Raw genomic sequence first — 13,704 nt, forward strand, 5'->3', positions numbered from 1 at the left:
CCGCCGGGTTGGGGGCCGCACGGGGGAACTTGGCCGCCCATTGCTGCGTCTGTGATGAGAAGATGGGGAGAACCGTCGAGCGGGGGAGGTTCGCGAAGTGGCATTCCAGCCGTGGCAGGGCGGGCAGTCGGCTCAGCCGTCGCATCAGGTGTCGGCGATGCGCGCCTCGCACGCTGATCGCGAGCGGGCGGTCGATGTGCTCAAGGCGGGATTCGCCGAGGGGCGGCTGCAGCAGCCGGAGTACGAGCAGCGGATAGGGCGGGCCTACAAGGCGCAGACCCACGCCGAGCTGCAGCTGCTGGTCGCGGATCTTCCGCAGGGGCCGGTACCGCAGGCGCAGTTCCAGCCGCAGCGCCCGATGGTGCCGGCGACGTTCATGCCGATGCAGATGCCGGTGCCGGTGCACACCAACTCCTCGGCGACGGGCGCACTGGTCTGCGGGATCATGACGCCGGTGACCTGGGGGCTCACGGCGATTCCGGCGGTGATCCTGGGACACAAGGCGCGTGCCGAGATCCGGCGCTCGGGGGAGCGCGGGGACGGCCAGGCCATCACGGGGCTGGTGCTGGGCTGGCTGGCGATCGGCGGCTGGGCGCTGGTTCTGCTGGTCTTCATCCTGTCGGCGGCGGCCCACCTCTGAGTGGTCCGCGGCCCGGGCGGCAGGCGGCCGCGGCACAGCGGCCGAGGCAGCGGGGCGGCGCCTTCTTCCGTACGGTCGCCGATCGCACTACGGTGACCGCAACGCCGTGAGGAGTCCGGCGTGTCCTTCGCGTGTGCATTTGTTTTGACCGCAGCCCATGCGGTAGGTACGCTCTGACCTTGTGCCTGGGGTGTCCCTGGGCTGCCGCGCGCGCAATTCTCCACGGCCTCCGGCCGGGAGAGTCACAGCACGGAAGCCGGGTTTTGACACCGCAATCTGCCGCCTCACTCGTTCCAGCGAGGGACCGGACTGCAGTATTCGACACACCCGACCGCGTGGGTCGGGGAATGTTCCAGGTTAGCTTTACCGAGACTGGCACACAGAAACCGGAGAAACGGTGCCTACGATCCAGCAGCTGGTCCGCAAGGGCCGGCAGGACAAGGTCGAGAAGAACAAGACGCCCGCGCTCGAGGGTTCCCCCCAGCGCCGTGGCGTCTGCACGCGTGTTTTCACGACCACCCCGAAGAAGCCGAACTCGGCCCTGCGTAAGGTCGCGCGTGTGCGTCTGACCAGCGGGATCGAGGTCACCGCTTACATTCCGGGTGAGGGCCACAACCTGCAGGAGCACTCGATCGTGCTCGTGCGTGGTGGTCGTGTGAAGGACCTGCCGGGTGTTCGGTACAAGATCATCCGCGGCTCCCTCGACACGCAGGGCGTCAAGAACCGCAAGCAGGCTCGCAGCCGCTACGGCGCCAAGAAGGAGAAGTAAGAATGCCTCGTAAGGGCCCCGCCCCGAAGCGCCCGGTCATCATCGACCCGGTCTACGGTTCTCCTCTGGTGACCTCCCTCATCAACAAGGTGCTGCTGAACGGAAAGCGCTCCACCGCCGAGCGCATCGTTTACGGCGCCATGGAGGGTCTGCGCGAGAAGACCGGCAACGACCCGGTCATCACGCTCAAGCGCGCGCTCGAGAACATCAAGCCGACCCTTGAGGTCAAGTCCCGCCGTGTCGGTGGCGCGACCTACCAGGTCCCGGTCGAGGTCAAGCCCGGCCGCGCCGCCACCCTCTCGCTGCGCTGGCTCGTGGGCTACTCCCGCGCCCGCCGTGAGAAGACCATGACCGAGCGCCTCATGAACGAACTGCTCGACGCCTCCAACGGCCTCGGCGCTTCGGTCAAGAAGCGTGAGGACACGCACAAGATGGCCGAGTCCAACAAGGCCTTCGCGCACTACCGCTGGTAGTCGCAACCCACATCGAGACCGAGAGAAGATTGAGCCACTATGGCCACCACTTCGCTTGACCTGGCCAAGGTCCGCAACATCGGGATCATGGCCCACATCGACGCGGGCAAGACGACCACCACCGAGCGGATCCTGTTCTACACCGGTGTTTCGTACAAGATCGGTGAGGTCCACGACGGCGCTGCCACGATGGACTGGATGGAGCAGGAGCAGGAGCGCGGCATCACCATCACGTCTGCCGCGACGACCTGCCACTGGCCGCTGGAAAACGTCGACAACACCATCAACATCATCGACACCCCGGGCCACGTCGACTTCACGGTCGAGGTGGAGCGCTCGCTGCGCGTCCTGGACGGTGCGGTGACGGTGTTCGACGGCGTTGCCGGTGTCGAGCCCCAGTCCGAGACCGTCTGGCGTCAGGCGGACCGCTACGGCGTGCCGCGTATCTGCTTCGTCAACAAGCTCGACCGCACGGGCGCCGAGTTCCACCGCTGCGTCGACATGATCGTGGACCGCCTTGGCGCGACCCCGATCGTGATGCAGCTCCCGATCGGCACCGAGGCGGACTTCAAGGGCGTCGTCGACCTCGTCACCATGAAGGCCCTGGTCTGGTCGGCCGAGGCTGCCAAGGGCGAGATGTACGACACCGTCGACATCCCGGACACGCACATCGAGGCTGCCGACGAGTGGCGCGGCAAGCTGCTCGAGGCCGTTGCCGAGAACGATGAAGAGATCATGGAGCTGTACCTGGAGGGCCAGGAGCCCACCGTGGAGCAGCTCTACGCGGCGATCCGCCGGATCACCATCGCTTCGGGCAAGGCCGAGAACACCACCGTGACCCCGGTGTTCTGCGGTACCGCGTTCAAGAACAAGGGCGTCCAGCCCCTGCTCGACGCGGTCGTGCGCTACCTCCCCTCCCCGTTGGACGTCGAGGCCATCGAAGGCCACGCGGTCAACGACCCGGAAGAGGTCATCAAGCGCAAGCCGTCCGAGGACGAGCCGCTGTCCGCCCTCGCGTTCAAGATTGCGAGCGACCCCCACCTGGGCAAGCTCACCTTCATCCGGGTGTACTCGGGCCGCCTCGAGGCCGGCTCGCAGGTGCAGAACTCGGTGAAGGGCAAGAAGGAGCGCATCGGCAAGATCTACCGGATGCACGCGAACAAGCGTGAGGAGATCGAGTCGGTGGGTGCCGGTGACATCGTCGCCGTCATGGGTCTGAAGCAGACCACCACCGGTGAGACCCTCTGCGACGCGGGCAAGCCGGTGATCCTGGAATCGATGGAGTTCCCGGCCCCGGTCATCCAGGTCGCCATCGAGCCCAAGTCCAAGGGCGACCAGGAGAAGCTGGGTGTCGCCATCCAGCGCCTCGCCGAAGAGGACCCCTCGTTCCAGGTGCACACCGACGAGGAGACCGGCCAGACCATCATCGCGGGTATGGGCGAGCTGCACCTCGACGTGCTGGTCGACCGTATGAAGCGTGAGTTCCGGGTCGAGGCCAACGTCGGCAAGCCGCAGGTCGCGTACCGCGAGACCCTGCGCAAGCCGGTCGAGCGTCTCGACTACACGCACAAGAAGCAGACTGGCGGTTCCGGCCAGTTCGCGAAGGTGCAGATCGCGATCGCGCCGCTCGAGGGCGACGGGTACGAGTTCGAGAACAAGGTCACCGGTGGCCGTATCCCGCGGGAGTACATCCCGTCGGTGGACGCGGGCTGCCAGGAGGCCATGGAGTTCGGTGTTCTCGCCGGCTACCCGCTGACCGGTGTCAAGGTCACCCTGCTCGACGGTGCCTTCCACGAGGTCGACTCGTCGGAAATGGCCTTCAAGATCGCCGGTTCGATGGCCTTCAAGGAGGCCGCGCGCAAGGCCTCCCCGGCCCTGCTCGAGCCGATGATGAAGGTCGAGGTCACCACGCCCGAGGACTACATGGGCGACGTGATCGGCGACATCAACTCGCGCCGTGGTCAGATCCAGTCCATGGAAGAGCGCAGCGGCGCCAAGCTCGTCACGGGCCTGGTTCCCCTGTCGGAGATGTTCGGCTACGTCGGAGACCTCCGCAGCAAGACGTCGGGTCGCGCGAGCTACTCGATGCAGTTCGACTCCTACGCCGAGGTTCCCCGGAACGTCGCCGAGGAGATCATCGCGAAGGCCAAGGGCGAGTAGTCCCGTCTCCGCGGAGTCGGAACACGCTTTAGGCTTGACACCGTCTGATGGGGTAATCCCCGCATCCGTGAGGATTGCCCCGTCAGCCGGCATCCCAGCAAAGATCACCTGGCGCCGATGAGTAAGGCGTACAGAACCACTTCAGGAGGAACCAGTGGCGAAGGCGAAGTTCGAGCGGACTAAGCCGCACGTCAACATCGGCACCATCGGTCACATTGACCACGGTAAGACGACCCTCACGGCCGCCATTACCAAGGTGCTGCACGACGCGTACCCGGAGCTGAACGAGGCCTCGGCCTTCGACCAGATCGACAAGGCTCCTGAGGAGCGCCAGCGCGGTATCACGATCTCGATCGCGCACGTCGAGTACCAGACGGAGAACCGTCACTACGCCCACGTCGACTGCCCCGGTCACGCGGACTACATCAAGAACATGATCACGGGTGCGGCGCAGATGGACGGCGCCATCCTCGTGGTTGCCGCCACCGACGGCCCGATGCCGCAGACCAAGGAGCACGTGCTCCTGGCCCGCCAGGTCGGCGTTCCGTACATCGTTGTCGCCCTGAACAAGGCCGACATGGTGGACGACGAGGAGATCCTGGAGCTCGTCGAGCTCGAGGTCCGTGAGCTCCTCTCCGAGTACGAGTTCCCCGGCGACGACGTTCCGGTCGTCAAGGTCTCGGCGCTCAAGGCGCTCGAGGGCGACAAGGAGTGGGGCGACTCCGTCCTCAAGCTCATGGCCGCCGTCGACGAGTCGATCCCGCAGCCCGAGCGTGACGTCGACAAGCCGTTCCTGATGCCGATCGAGGACGTCTTCACGATCACCGGCCGTGGCACCGTTGTCACCGGTCGTATCGAGCGTGGTGTCCTCAAGGTCAACGAGACCGTCGACATCATCGGCATCAAGACCGAGAAGACCACCACCACGGTCACCGGCATCGAGATGTTCCGGAAGCTCCTCGACGAGGGCCAGGCCGGTGAGAACGTCGGTCTGCTCCTCCGTGGCATCAAGCGCGAGGACGTCGAGCGCGGCCAGGTCATCATCAAGCCGGGCTCGGTCACGCCGCACACCTCGTTCGAGGCCCAGGCCTACATCCTGTCGAAGGACGAGGGTGGCCGCCACACCCCGTTCTTCAACAACTACCGCCCGCAGTTCTACTTCCGTACCACGGACGTGACCGGCGTCGTGACCCTCCCCGAGGGCACCGAGATGGTCATGCCGGGCGACAACACCGAGATGTCGGTCGAGCTGATCCAGCCGGTCGCCATGGAGGAGGGCCTGAAGTTCGCCATCCGTGAGGGTGGCCGGACCGTCGGCGCCGGCCAGGTCACCAAGATCAACAAGTAATTCCGTTGATCCGGTCGACCCGGTCGTAGCTCCCCGGAGCTCACAAGGAGCCCCGCTCACCGTCAGGTGGGCGGGGCTCCTTGGTGTTCGGGGCGGGGGCCCGGGCGGGTCAGTAGAGGTATTCCTCGATGGGCTGAAGGCGCACCGTACGCAGATTGGAAAATGCTTCGTGCATTCCTGTTCCTGCGTAGTAGGTGCCGGTATGGTGCAGGTAATACATCCGATTATTGGGGTCCATTACCACGAGCCCATTCTCGATTCTTTCCCATCCGATGGGAAACACTGGTTGTTGCGTATCGTCCATGGTTTCGGAGATCTGCTCGGCCTTATTGCTGCAGAATCTTGCGCAGGTGTTGAAGCGGTCCGTGTTCCCGGCGGCAGGGGAGAAGGGCACGTCCAAGAACCCGTACGAGCGCAAGAAGGCCTCTGCTTCCGGGAAGAGTCTGACCTGGCAACCGTGTGCTGCCAGGTCGGCAATGACGAACTCCGCCAATTCCCCGAGCCTTTCGGAGACGTCGCGATCGGGATGCCATCCCGCGTCGGTGAAGAGCTGATCTATCTCTTCCCGTGTCGGCGCGATCACCATATTCGAGGCCCTTCATGCTGTGGATCCGTGGTGCCTGTGCAGGCCTGCTGCCCGGCCTGGAGAATAGTGGTCCGAGAGTGCGGCAAGGAGGGTGTTTTCGGCGTGCTCATATTCCACTTCGCCGGTATCGGCGACCGGCCCCGCCGATCTCGACGAGGGGCAGAATCGATGGACCGCGGAGCACGGAAGCGTCACCGCCGGCCCGATGAGCCACCATCCGCTGCGCGCCGCCCACGGGCCGCCGGTGTGAAGCGAGTCAGGGTGGTGGCGGCCGAGGGAACACCCGCTCGGCCCGGCGGTCGGGTAGTGTCTCCCGCTTCAGTTGGCCAGTGCCGTGGCCTGTATGGCACACTGTCCAGGTTGCTCGGTTGAGTGCCGATGCTGCGCGCCTCCCGCCGGGAGGACTGGAAGCGAGTCCCAGGTATTCGTCGTCCCTTCTCAGGGTCGGAAATACGGGAATCTTCCGGGAAGCGTCAGCGGGGTGCCTCGGCCAGGCGCCCGGTGGGTGTCCTACCCCCACGCATTCCTTCCAGAGGGATCCTCCTTGTGGGGATTTACCGGAAGGGGCGCGACACGCCCGACCGCGGGGGTCGGAGGTAGGGCGGTGCTTCTCACGGAGCACAGCACGCCGGGTCCCAGAGCGTTTACGAGAGACAGGACTACGAAGTAGCCATGGCGGGACAGAAGATCCGCATCCGGCTCAAGGCCTACGACCACGAGGTCATCGACTCCTCGGCGAAGAAGATCGTCGAGACGGTGACCCGTACTGGTGCGTCGGTCGCGGGCCCGGTGCCGCTGCCCACTGAAAAGAACGTGTACTGCGTCATCAAGTCGCCGCACAAGTACAAGGACTCGCGCGAGCACTTCGAGATGCGCACGCACAAGCGCCTGATCGACATCCTCGACCCGACGCCCAAGACCGTTGACTCGCTGATGCGCCTGGACCTTCCGGCCGGCGTTGACATCGAGATCAAGCTCTGAGAGGCGCGGAAGAGATGGCAAAGCAGATCAAGGGCATCCTGGGCGAGAAGCTCGGCATGACCCAGGTCTGGGACGAGAACAACCGTGTCGTCCCGGTGACCGTGGTGAAGGCCGGCCCCTGTGTCGTTACCCAGGTGCGCACCAATGACCAGGACGGTTACGACTCCGTCCAGATCGCCTTCGGCGAGATCGACCCGCGCAAGGTGAACAAGCCCCTCAAGGGCCACTTCGCGAAGGCCGACGTCACCCCCCGTCGTCACCTCGTCGAGGTCCGTACCGCCGACGCCGGCGAGTACACCCTCGGCCAGGAGCTGACCGCTGAGACCTTCGAGTCCGGCGTCAAGGTGGACGTGACCGGCAAGAGCAAGGGCAAGGGCTTCGCCGGTGTCATGAAGCGTCACGGCTTCCATGGCGGCAAGGCCTCCCACGGTGCCCACCGCGTGCACCGTAAGCCTGGCTCCATCGGTGGCTGCGCCACCCCGGGCCGCGTGTTCAAGGGCATGCGGATGGCCGGCCGTATGGGCAATGAGCGGGTCACCACCCAGAACCTGACCGTCCATGCCGTTGACGCGGAGAAGGGCCTGCTGCTCATCAAGGGCGCAGTTCCTGGTCCGAACGGCGGCCTCGTCCTGGTCCGTACCGCGGCCAAGGGGGCCTGAGGTAACCGATGAGCACCATTGACATCCTTTCGCCGGCAGGCGACAAGGCCGGTAGCGTCGAGCTCCCCACGGAGATCTTCGACGCCAAGGTCAGCGTTCCGCTGATCCACCAGGTCGTTGTCGCGCAGCTGGCCGCGGCCCGTCAGGGCACGCACAAGACCAAGACTCGCGGCGAGGTCCGCGGCGGTGGCAAGAAGCCGTACCGCCAGAAGGGCACCGGCCGTGCGCGTCAGGGTTCGACCCGCGCGCCGCAGTTCGCCGGCGGTGGCATCGTCCACGGCCCCGTGCCGCGTGACTACAGCCAGCGGACCCCGAAGAAGATGAAGGTCGCCGCCCTGCGCGGTGCCCTCACCGACCGGGCCCGCAACAGCCGTATCCACGTCGTTTCCGGCGTGGTCGAGGGCGACATCTCCACCAAGGCCGCCAAGACTCTCCTCGGCAAGGTCAGCGAGCGCAAGAACGTGCTCCTGGTCGCCGAGCGCAGCGACGAGGCCGCGTGGCTGTCCGCCCGCAACCTGCCCCAGGTTCACATCCTGGAGCCGGGCCAGCTGAACACGTACGACGTGCTCGTCTCCGACGACGTGGTCTTCACCAAGGCCGCTTTCGAGTCCTTCGTGTCTGGCCCCAAGGCCGCTGAGACCGAAGGGAGCGACGCCTGATGACTGAGGCCGTCGTCACCAGCAAGAACTTCTCGGACCCGCGTGACGTGCTCGTCAAGCCGGTTGTCTCGGAGAAGAGCTACGCCCTGCTGGACGAGAACAAGTACACGTTCATCGTCGCGCCGGGCTCGAACAAGACCCAGATCAAGCAGGCCGTCGAGGCGGTCTTCTCGGTCAAGGTCACCGGGGTCAACACGATCAACCGGCAGGGCAAGCGCAAGCGCACCCGCACCGGTTACGGCAAGCGTGCGAACACCAAGCGCGCCATCGTGACCCTCGCCGAGGGCGACCGTATCGACATCTTCGGCGGCCCGGTCTCCTAACGGAGTCCGAGTCGTCCGGAATCGGACGAGGACTGAGAAATGGGTATCCGCAAGTACAAGCCGACGACCCCGGGCCGTCGTGGCTCCAGCGTCGCCGACTTTGTCGAGATCACGCGGTCCACGCCGGAGAAGTCGCTGGTCCGCCCGCTGCACAGCAAGGGCGGCCGTAACAACGCCGGTCGTGTGACCGTTCGCCACCAGGGCGGTGGCCACAAGCGCGCCTACCGAGTGATCGACTTCCGTCGTCACGACAAGGACGGCGTGCCGGCCAAGGTCGCGCACATCGAGTACGACCCGAACCGCACCGCGCGCATCGCGCTCCTGCACTACGCAGACGGCGAGAAGCGCTACATCATCGCGCCCCGTGGCCTGGTCCAGGGTGCTCGGATTGAGAACGGCGCTGGCGCCGACATCAAGCCGGGCAACAACCTGCCGCTGCGTCACATCCCCGTGGGTACGACGATCCACGCGATCGAGCTGCGTCCGGGCGGCGGTGCGAAGTTCGCCCGCTCGGCCGGTGCCTCCGTGCAGCTGCTGGCGAAGGAGGGCCGCATGGCTCACCTTCGTATGCCGTCCGGTGAGATCCGCCTGGTCGACGTGCGCTGCCGCGCCACCGTCGGCGAGGTCGGCAACGCCGAGCAGTCGAACATCAACTGGGGTAAGGCCGGCCGCATGCGCTGGAAGGGCGTCCGCCCGACCGTGCGTGGTGTCGTGATGAACCCCGTCGACCACCCGCACGGTGGTGGTGAAGGCAAGACTTCCGGTGGTCGCCACCCGGTCTCGCCGTGGGGTCAGAAGGAGGGTCGTACTCGTTCGCCGAAGAAGGCGAGCAACAAGTACATCGTCCGCCGCCGCAAGACGAACAAGAAGCGCTAGGAGCGGGTTTAGATGCCGCGCAGTCTCAAGAAGGGGCCCTTCGTCGACGACCACCTTTCCAAGAAGGTGGATGTTCAGAACGATGCCGGCACCAAGAACGTCATCAAGACCTGGTCCCGCCGCTCCATGATCGTCCCGGCCATGCTCGGCCACACGATCGCGGTGCACGACGGCCGCAAGCACGTCCCGGTGTTCGTCACCGAGTCGATGGTCGGCCACAAGCTCGGCGAGTTTGCGCCGACCCGCACCTTCCGCGGCCACGAGAAGGACGACCGCAAGTCGCGGCGTCGTTGATCGGCGGAGTGCGAAGACTATGACTGACACCGAAGGGACAACCATGGAAGCCAGGGCCCAGGCGCGGTACATCCGCGTCACGCCCATGAAGGCCCGCCGCGTGGTGGACCTTATCCGTGGCATGAATGCCACGGAGGCTCAGGCGGTCCTGCGTTTCGCCCCGCAGGCCGCGAGCGTGCCGGTGGGCAAGGTGCTGGACAGCGCCATTGCCAACGCCGCGCACAACTACGACCACACCGACGCCGGCAGCCTCGTCATCTCCGAGGCATACGTCGACGAGGGCCCGACCCTGAAGCGGTTCCGTCCGCGCGCCCAGGGCCGTGCCTACCGGATCCGCAAGCGGACCAGCCACATCACCGTGGTCGTCAGCAGCAAGGAAGGAACCCGGTAATGGGCCAGAAGGTTAACCCGCACGGGTTCCGGCTCGGCATCACCACCGACTTCAAGTCGCGTTGGTACGCCGACAAGCTGTACAAGGACTACGTCAAGGAAGACGTCGCCATTCGTCGCATGATGACGAAGGGCATGGAGCGCGCCGGTATCTCCAAGGTGGAGATCGAGCGCACCCGTGAGCGCGTCCGCGTTGACATCCACACCGCTCGTCCGGGCATCGTCATCGGCCGCCGCGGCGCCGAGGCCGACCGCATCCGCGGCGAGCTGGAGAAGCTGACCGGCAAGCAGGTCCAGCTGAACATCCTCGAGGTCAAGAACCCCGAGACCGATGCTCAGCTGGTGGCCCAGGCCGTCGCCGAGCAGCTGTCCTCCCGCGTCTCCTTCCGTCGCGCCATGCGTAAGAGCATGCAGTCGACGATGAAGGCCGGCGCCAAGGGCATCAAGATCCAGTGTGGTGGCCGTCTCGGCGGTGCCGAGATGTCCCGCTCGGAGTTCTACCGCGAGGGCCGTGTGCCCCTGCACACGCTCCGTGCGAACGTCGACTACGGCTTCTTCGAGGCCAAGACCACCTTCGGCCGCATCGGCGTGAAGGTCTGGATCTACAAGGGCGACGTCAAGAACATCGCCGAGGTGCGTGCCGAGAACGCTGCCGCCCGTGCGGGTAACCGCCCGGCCCGCGGTGGCGGCAACGACCGCCCGCGCCGCGGTGGCGAGCGTGGCGGCCGCGGTGGCCGCAAGCCGCAGCAGCAGAGCGCCGCTGCCGAGGCCCCCAAGGCCGAGGCCGCAGCCGCTGCTCCGGCGGAGACCCCCGGAACGGAGGCCTGACCGACATGCTGATCCCTCGCAGGGTCAAGCACCGCAAGCAGCACCACCCGAAGCGCAGCGGTATGGCCAAGGGTGGCACCGAGCTGGCCTTCGGTGAGTACGGCATCCAGGCCGTCACCCCGGCTTACGTGACGAACCGTCAGATCGAGTCCGCTCGTATCGCGATGACCCGTCACATCAAGCGTGGCGGCAAGGTCTGGATCAACATTTACCCGGACCGCCCGCTCACGAAGAAGCCGGCCGAAACCCGCATGGGTTCCGGTAAGGGTTCTCCGGAGTGGTGGGTCGCGAACGTCAAGCCCGGTCGGGTGATGTTCGAGCTGTCCTTCCCGAACGAAAAGGTTGCCAAGGAGGCGCTGACCCGCGCCGCCCACAAGCTTCCGATGAAGTGCCGCATCGTGCGGCGCGAGGCAGGTGAGTCGTGATGGCGGCCGGTACCAAGGCGACCGAGCTGCGCGAGCTGAATGACGAGGACCTCGTCGGCAAGCTTCGTGAGGCCAAGGAGGAGCTGTTCAACCTCCGCTTCCAGGCGGCGACCGGACAGCTCGAGAACCACGGTCGGCTCAAGTCCGTCCGTAAGGACATCGCCCGGATCTACACCCTGATGCGTGAGCGCGAGCTGGGCATCGAGACGGTGGAGAGCGCCTGATGAGCGAGAAGAATGTGACTGAGACGAACGAGCGCGGTTTCCGCAAGACCCGTGAGGGTCTCGTCGTCAGCGACAAGATGGACAAGACCGTCGTCGTCGCTGTCGAGGACCGTGTCAAGCACGCGCTGTACGGCAAGGTCATCCGCCGTACCAACAAGCTCAAGGCGCACGACGAGCAGAACGCTGCCGGTGTCGGCGACCGCGTCCTCCTGATGGAGACCCGGCCGCTGTCCGCCACCAAGCGCTGGCGCATCGTCGAGATCCTCGAGAAGGCCAAGTAATCCCTCCTAGGGGGACCCCCTAGGAACAGTTCCGCCAGGCTCGGCAGGGGCTTCGTCTCGTACGAGGCGGCCCCTGCCGGGAACCGGCAGACACACAGGAGATAGACGTGATCCAGCAGGAGTCGCGACTTCGGGTCGCCGACAACACTGGTGCGAAGGAGATCCTTTGCATCCGTGTTCTCGGTGGTTCCGGTCGCCGCTACGCGGGCATCGGTGACGTCATCGTTGCCACCGTGAAGGATGCGATCCCCGGTGGCAACGTGAAGAAGGGTGACGTCATCAAGGCGGTCATCGTTCGGACCGTCAAGGAGCGCCGCCGTCCCGACGGCTCGTACATCCGCTTCGACGAGAACGCGGCCGTCATCCTCAAGAACGATGGCGACCCCCGCGGCACCCGCATCTTCGGCCCCGTGGGCCGGGAGCTGCGCGAGAAGAAGTTCATGAAGATCATCTCGCTCGCGCCGGAGGTGCTGTAACCGATGAAGATCAAGAAGGGCGACCTGGTCCAGGTCATCACCGGTAAGGACAAGGGCAAGCAGGGCAAGGTCATTCAGGCCTTCCCCCGTGAGGACCGTGTCCTGGTCGAGGGTGTCAACCGGGTCAAGAAGCACACCAAGGCCGGACAGACCGCTCGTGGTTCGAAGACCGGCGGCATCGTGACGACCGAAGCCCCTGTCCACGTGAGCAACGTTCAGCTCGTGGTGGAGAAGGACGGCAACAAGGTCGTCACCCGCGTCGGATACCGCTTCGACGACGAGGGCAACAAGATCCGCGTTGCCAAGCGGACCGGTGAGGACATCTGATGACTGCCACCACCAACGCGCCGCGTCTCAAGACGCGCTACCGCGAAGAGATCGCCGGGAAGCTGAAGGACGAGTTCTCGCTCGAGAACGTCATGCAGATCCCCGGTCTGACCAAGATCGTGGTCAACATGGGTGTGGGCGACGCCGCCCGCGACTCCAAGCTGATCGAGGGCGCCATCCGCGACCTCACCACGATCACCGGACAGAAGCCGGCCGTCACCAAGGCCCGTAAGTCCATCGCGCAGTTCAAGCTGCGTGAGGGCCAGCCGATCGGTGCCCACGTCACCCTCCGCGGTGACCGCATGTGGGAGTTCCTGGACCGCCTGCTGTCGCTGGCGCTGCCGCGCATCCGCGACTTCCGTGGTCTGTCCCCGAAGCAGTTCGACGGTCGGGGCAACTACACCTTCGGTCTCACGGAGCAGGTCATGTTCCACGAGATCGACCAGGACAAGATCGACCGGACGCGGGGCATGGACATCACCGTGGTCACCACGGCGTCCAACGACGATGAGGGCCGCGCCCTGCTTCGTCACCTCGGCTTCCCGTTCAAGGAGAACTGACCGTGGCGAAGAAGGCTCTGATCGCTAAGGCGGCTCGTAAGCCGAAGTTTGCTGTCCGCGCGTACACGCGTTGCCAGCGCTGCGGCCGTCCGCACTCCGTCTACCGCAAGTTCGGCCTCTGCCGCGTGTGCCTTCGTGAGATGGCTCACCGTGGCGAGCTGCCGGGCGTGACCAAGAGCTCCTGGTAATCCCCTAGTTGGGATGCCAGGGCTCTCGGTAAGCATTCGGCCGGCGGGCGCCCCACCCCTTTTTCCCGTAGGGTAGAAGGGTTTGGGCGCCCCGCCGCCCGAGACCGACCGCGGGCCGAGCCCGCATAACGTCGCTTACTACGCCGTAGGTCCCCGCGCCGCACCCGTCCCGACTCTGATCGGGGAGAGGGATGGCGCACATAGGAAACCCCGGCGAGAGAGGCCGAAGGCCAATTC

At 65.6% G+C, this 13,704-nt stretch carries 21 protein-coding genes; 20 read left to right on the forward strand and 1 reads right to left on the reverse strand.

Going from position 1 to position 13,704, the window contains the following annotated elements; genetic code table 11:
• The first annotated feature begins 157 nt into the window (after window positions 1-157).
• From D9V36_RS25035 to tuf, 5 genes are all read left to right on the forward strand, one after another.
• A complete protein-coding gene (locus D9V36_RS25035) occupies window positions 158-640 on the forward strand; it encodes a DUF1707 and DUF4190 domain-containing protein (RefSeq protein ID WP_129298670.1) in 483 nt (160 codons plus the stop codon).
• Between the two features lie 397 nt (window positions 641-1,037).
• Complete coding sequence (gene rpsL / locus D9V36_RS25040) at window positions 1,038-1,409, forward strand: 30S ribosomal protein S12 (RefSeq protein WP_003948652.1); 372 nt, start codon at window positions 1,038-1,040, stop codon at window positions 1,407-1,409.
• A gap of 2 nt (window positions 1,410-1,411) precedes the next feature.
• The gene (gene rpsG / locus D9V36_RS25045; protein WP_004571813.1) at window positions 1,412-1,882 is read left to right on the forward strand and encodes a 30S ribosomal protein S7; all 471 of its coding nucleotides are present in this window, start codon (window positions 1,412-1,414) and stop codon (window positions 1,880-1,882) included.
• 39 nt (window positions 1,883-1,921) lie between these two features.
• Complete coding sequence (gene fusA / locus D9V36_RS25050) at window positions 1,922-4,042, forward strand: elongation factor G (protein WP_129295741.1); 2,121 nt, start codon at window positions 1,922-1,924, stop codon at window positions 4,040-4,042.
• 154 nt (window positions 4,043-4,196) lie between these two features.
• The gene (tuf, locus tag D9V36_RS25055) at window positions 4,197-5,390 is read left to right on the forward strand and encodes an elongation factor Tu (RefSeq protein ID WP_129295742.1); all 1,194 of its coding nucleotides are present in this window, start codon (window positions 4,197-4,199) and stop codon (window positions 5,388-5,390) included.
• Window positions 5,391-5,499: 109 nt separating this feature from the next.
• On the opposite strand, the gene D9V36_RS25060 is transcribed toward tuf, so the two are convergent.
• A complete protein-coding gene (locus D9V36_RS25060; RefSeq protein ID WP_129295743.1) occupies window positions 5,500-5,976 on the reverse strand; it encodes an SUKH-3 domain-containing protein in 477 nt (158 codons plus the stop codon).
• A gap of 672 nt (window positions 5,977-6,648) precedes the next feature.
• Here D9V36_RS25060 and rpsJ point away from each other — a divergent pair.
• From rpsJ to D9V36_RS25135, 15 genes are all read left to right on the forward strand, one after another.
• Window positions 6,649-6,957 carry a 30S ribosomal protein S10 gene (gene rpsJ / locus D9V36_RS25065; protein WP_003948644.1) on the forward strand — a complete coding sequence of 103 codons (309 nt, stop codon included), beginning with the start codon at window positions 6,649-6,651 and terminating at the stop codon, window positions 6,955-6,957.
• A 14-nt stretch (window positions 6,958-6,971) separates the two neighbouring features.
• Entirely contained in the window at window positions 6,972-7,616 is a 645-nt protein-coding gene (gene rplC / locus D9V36_RS25070; protein ID WP_042155856.1) for a 50S ribosomal protein L3, read from the forward strand.
• An 8-nt stretch (window positions 7,617-7,624) separates the two neighbouring features.
• Window positions 7,625-8,275, forward strand: a complete 651-nt coding sequence (gene rplD / locus D9V36_RS25075) for a 50S ribosomal protein L4 (RefSeq protein WP_129295744.1) — start codon at window positions 7,625-7,627, stop codon at window positions 8,273-8,275.
• On the forward strand, window positions 8,275-8,598 hold the full coding sequence (gene rplW / locus D9V36_RS25080; RefSeq protein WP_129295745.1) for a 50S ribosomal protein L23: 324 nt from the start codon (window positions 8,275-8,277) through the stop codon (window positions 8,596-8,598). Before rplD ends, rplW begins: the two co-directional genes overlap by 1 nt.
• A gap of 39 nt (window positions 8,599-8,637) precedes the next feature.
• Window positions 8,638-9,474: a 50S ribosomal protein L2 gene (gene rplB, locus D9V36_RS25085; protein WP_088798407.1), complete on the forward strand. Its 837-nt coding sequence runs from the start codon at window positions 8,638-8,640 to the stop codon at window positions 9,472-9,474.
• A gap of 12 nt (window positions 9,475-9,486) precedes the next feature.
• Window positions 9,487-9,768 carry a 30S ribosomal protein S19 gene (rpsS, locus tag D9V36_RS25090; RefSeq protein ID WP_018090899.1) on the forward strand — a complete coding sequence of 94 codons (282 nt, stop codon included), beginning with the start codon at window positions 9,487-9,489 and terminating at the stop codon, window positions 9,766-9,768.
• 43 nt (window positions 9,769-9,811) lie between these two features.
• Window positions 9,812-10,159 (forward strand): 50S ribosomal protein L22, encoded by a 348-nt coding sequence (gene rplV, locus D9V36_RS25095; protein WP_037839423.1) that lies wholly within the window; start codon window positions 9,812-9,814, stop codon window positions 10,157-10,159.
• Window positions 10,159-10,986, forward strand: a complete 828-nt coding sequence (rpsC, locus tag D9V36_RS25100) for a 30S ribosomal protein S3 (protein WP_033269706.1) — start codon at window positions 10,159-10,161, stop codon at window positions 10,984-10,986. Before rplV ends, rpsC begins: the two co-directional genes overlap by 1 nt.
• Before the next feature lie 5 nt (window positions 10,987-10,991).
• Window positions 10,992-11,411, forward strand: a complete 420-nt coding sequence (gene rplP, locus D9V36_RS25105; protein WP_006604880.1) for a 50S ribosomal protein L16 — start codon at window positions 10,992-10,994, stop codon at window positions 11,409-11,411.
• Window positions 11,411-11,635, forward strand: coding sequence for a 50S ribosomal protein L29 (gene rpmC / locus D9V36_RS25110; protein WP_018090896.1), 225 nt, complete (start codon window positions 11,411-11,413; stop codon window positions 11,633-11,635). The genes rplP and rpmC overlap by 1 nt, the downstream gene beginning before the upstream one ends.
• Window positions 11,635-11,916 (forward strand): 30S ribosomal protein S17, encoded by a 282-nt coding sequence (rpsQ, locus tag D9V36_RS25115; RefSeq protein ID WP_006604882.1) that lies wholly within the window; start codon window positions 11,635-11,637, stop codon window positions 11,914-11,916. The genes rpmC and rpsQ overlap by 1 nt, the downstream gene beginning before the upstream one ends.
• Before the next feature lie 107 nt (window positions 11,917-12,023).
• Complete coding sequence (gene rplN, locus D9V36_RS25120; RefSeq protein WP_003992364.1) at window positions 12,024-12,392, forward strand: 50S ribosomal protein L14; 369 nt, start codon at window positions 12,024-12,026, stop codon at window positions 12,390-12,392.
• Window positions 12,393-12,395: 3 nt separating this feature from the next.
• The gene (rplX, locus tag D9V36_RS25125) at window positions 12,396-12,719 is read left to right on the forward strand and encodes a 50S ribosomal protein L24 (RefSeq protein WP_006604883.1); all 324 of its coding nucleotides are present in this window, start codon (window positions 12,396-12,398) and stop codon (window positions 12,717-12,719) included.
• Entirely contained in the window at window positions 12,719-13,279 is a 561-nt protein-coding gene (gene rplE / locus D9V36_RS25130; RefSeq protein ID WP_086717611.1) for a 50S ribosomal protein L5, read from the forward strand. Before rplX ends, rplE begins: the two co-directional genes overlap by 1 nt.
• Window positions 13,280-13,281: 2 nt before the next feature.
• Entirely contained in the window at window positions 13,282-13,467 is a 186-nt protein-coding gene (locus D9V36_RS25135; RefSeq protein ID WP_004571834.1) for a type Z 30S ribosomal protein S14, read from the forward strand.
• Window positions 13,468-13,704: the final 237 nt, after the last annotated feature.

The sequence above is a fragment of the Streptomyces lydicus genome (genome assembly GCF_004125265.1).
Classification (GTDB): domain Bacteria; phylum Actinomycetota; class Actinomycetes; order Streptomycetales; family Streptomycetaceae; genus Streptomyces; species Streptomyces lydicus_C.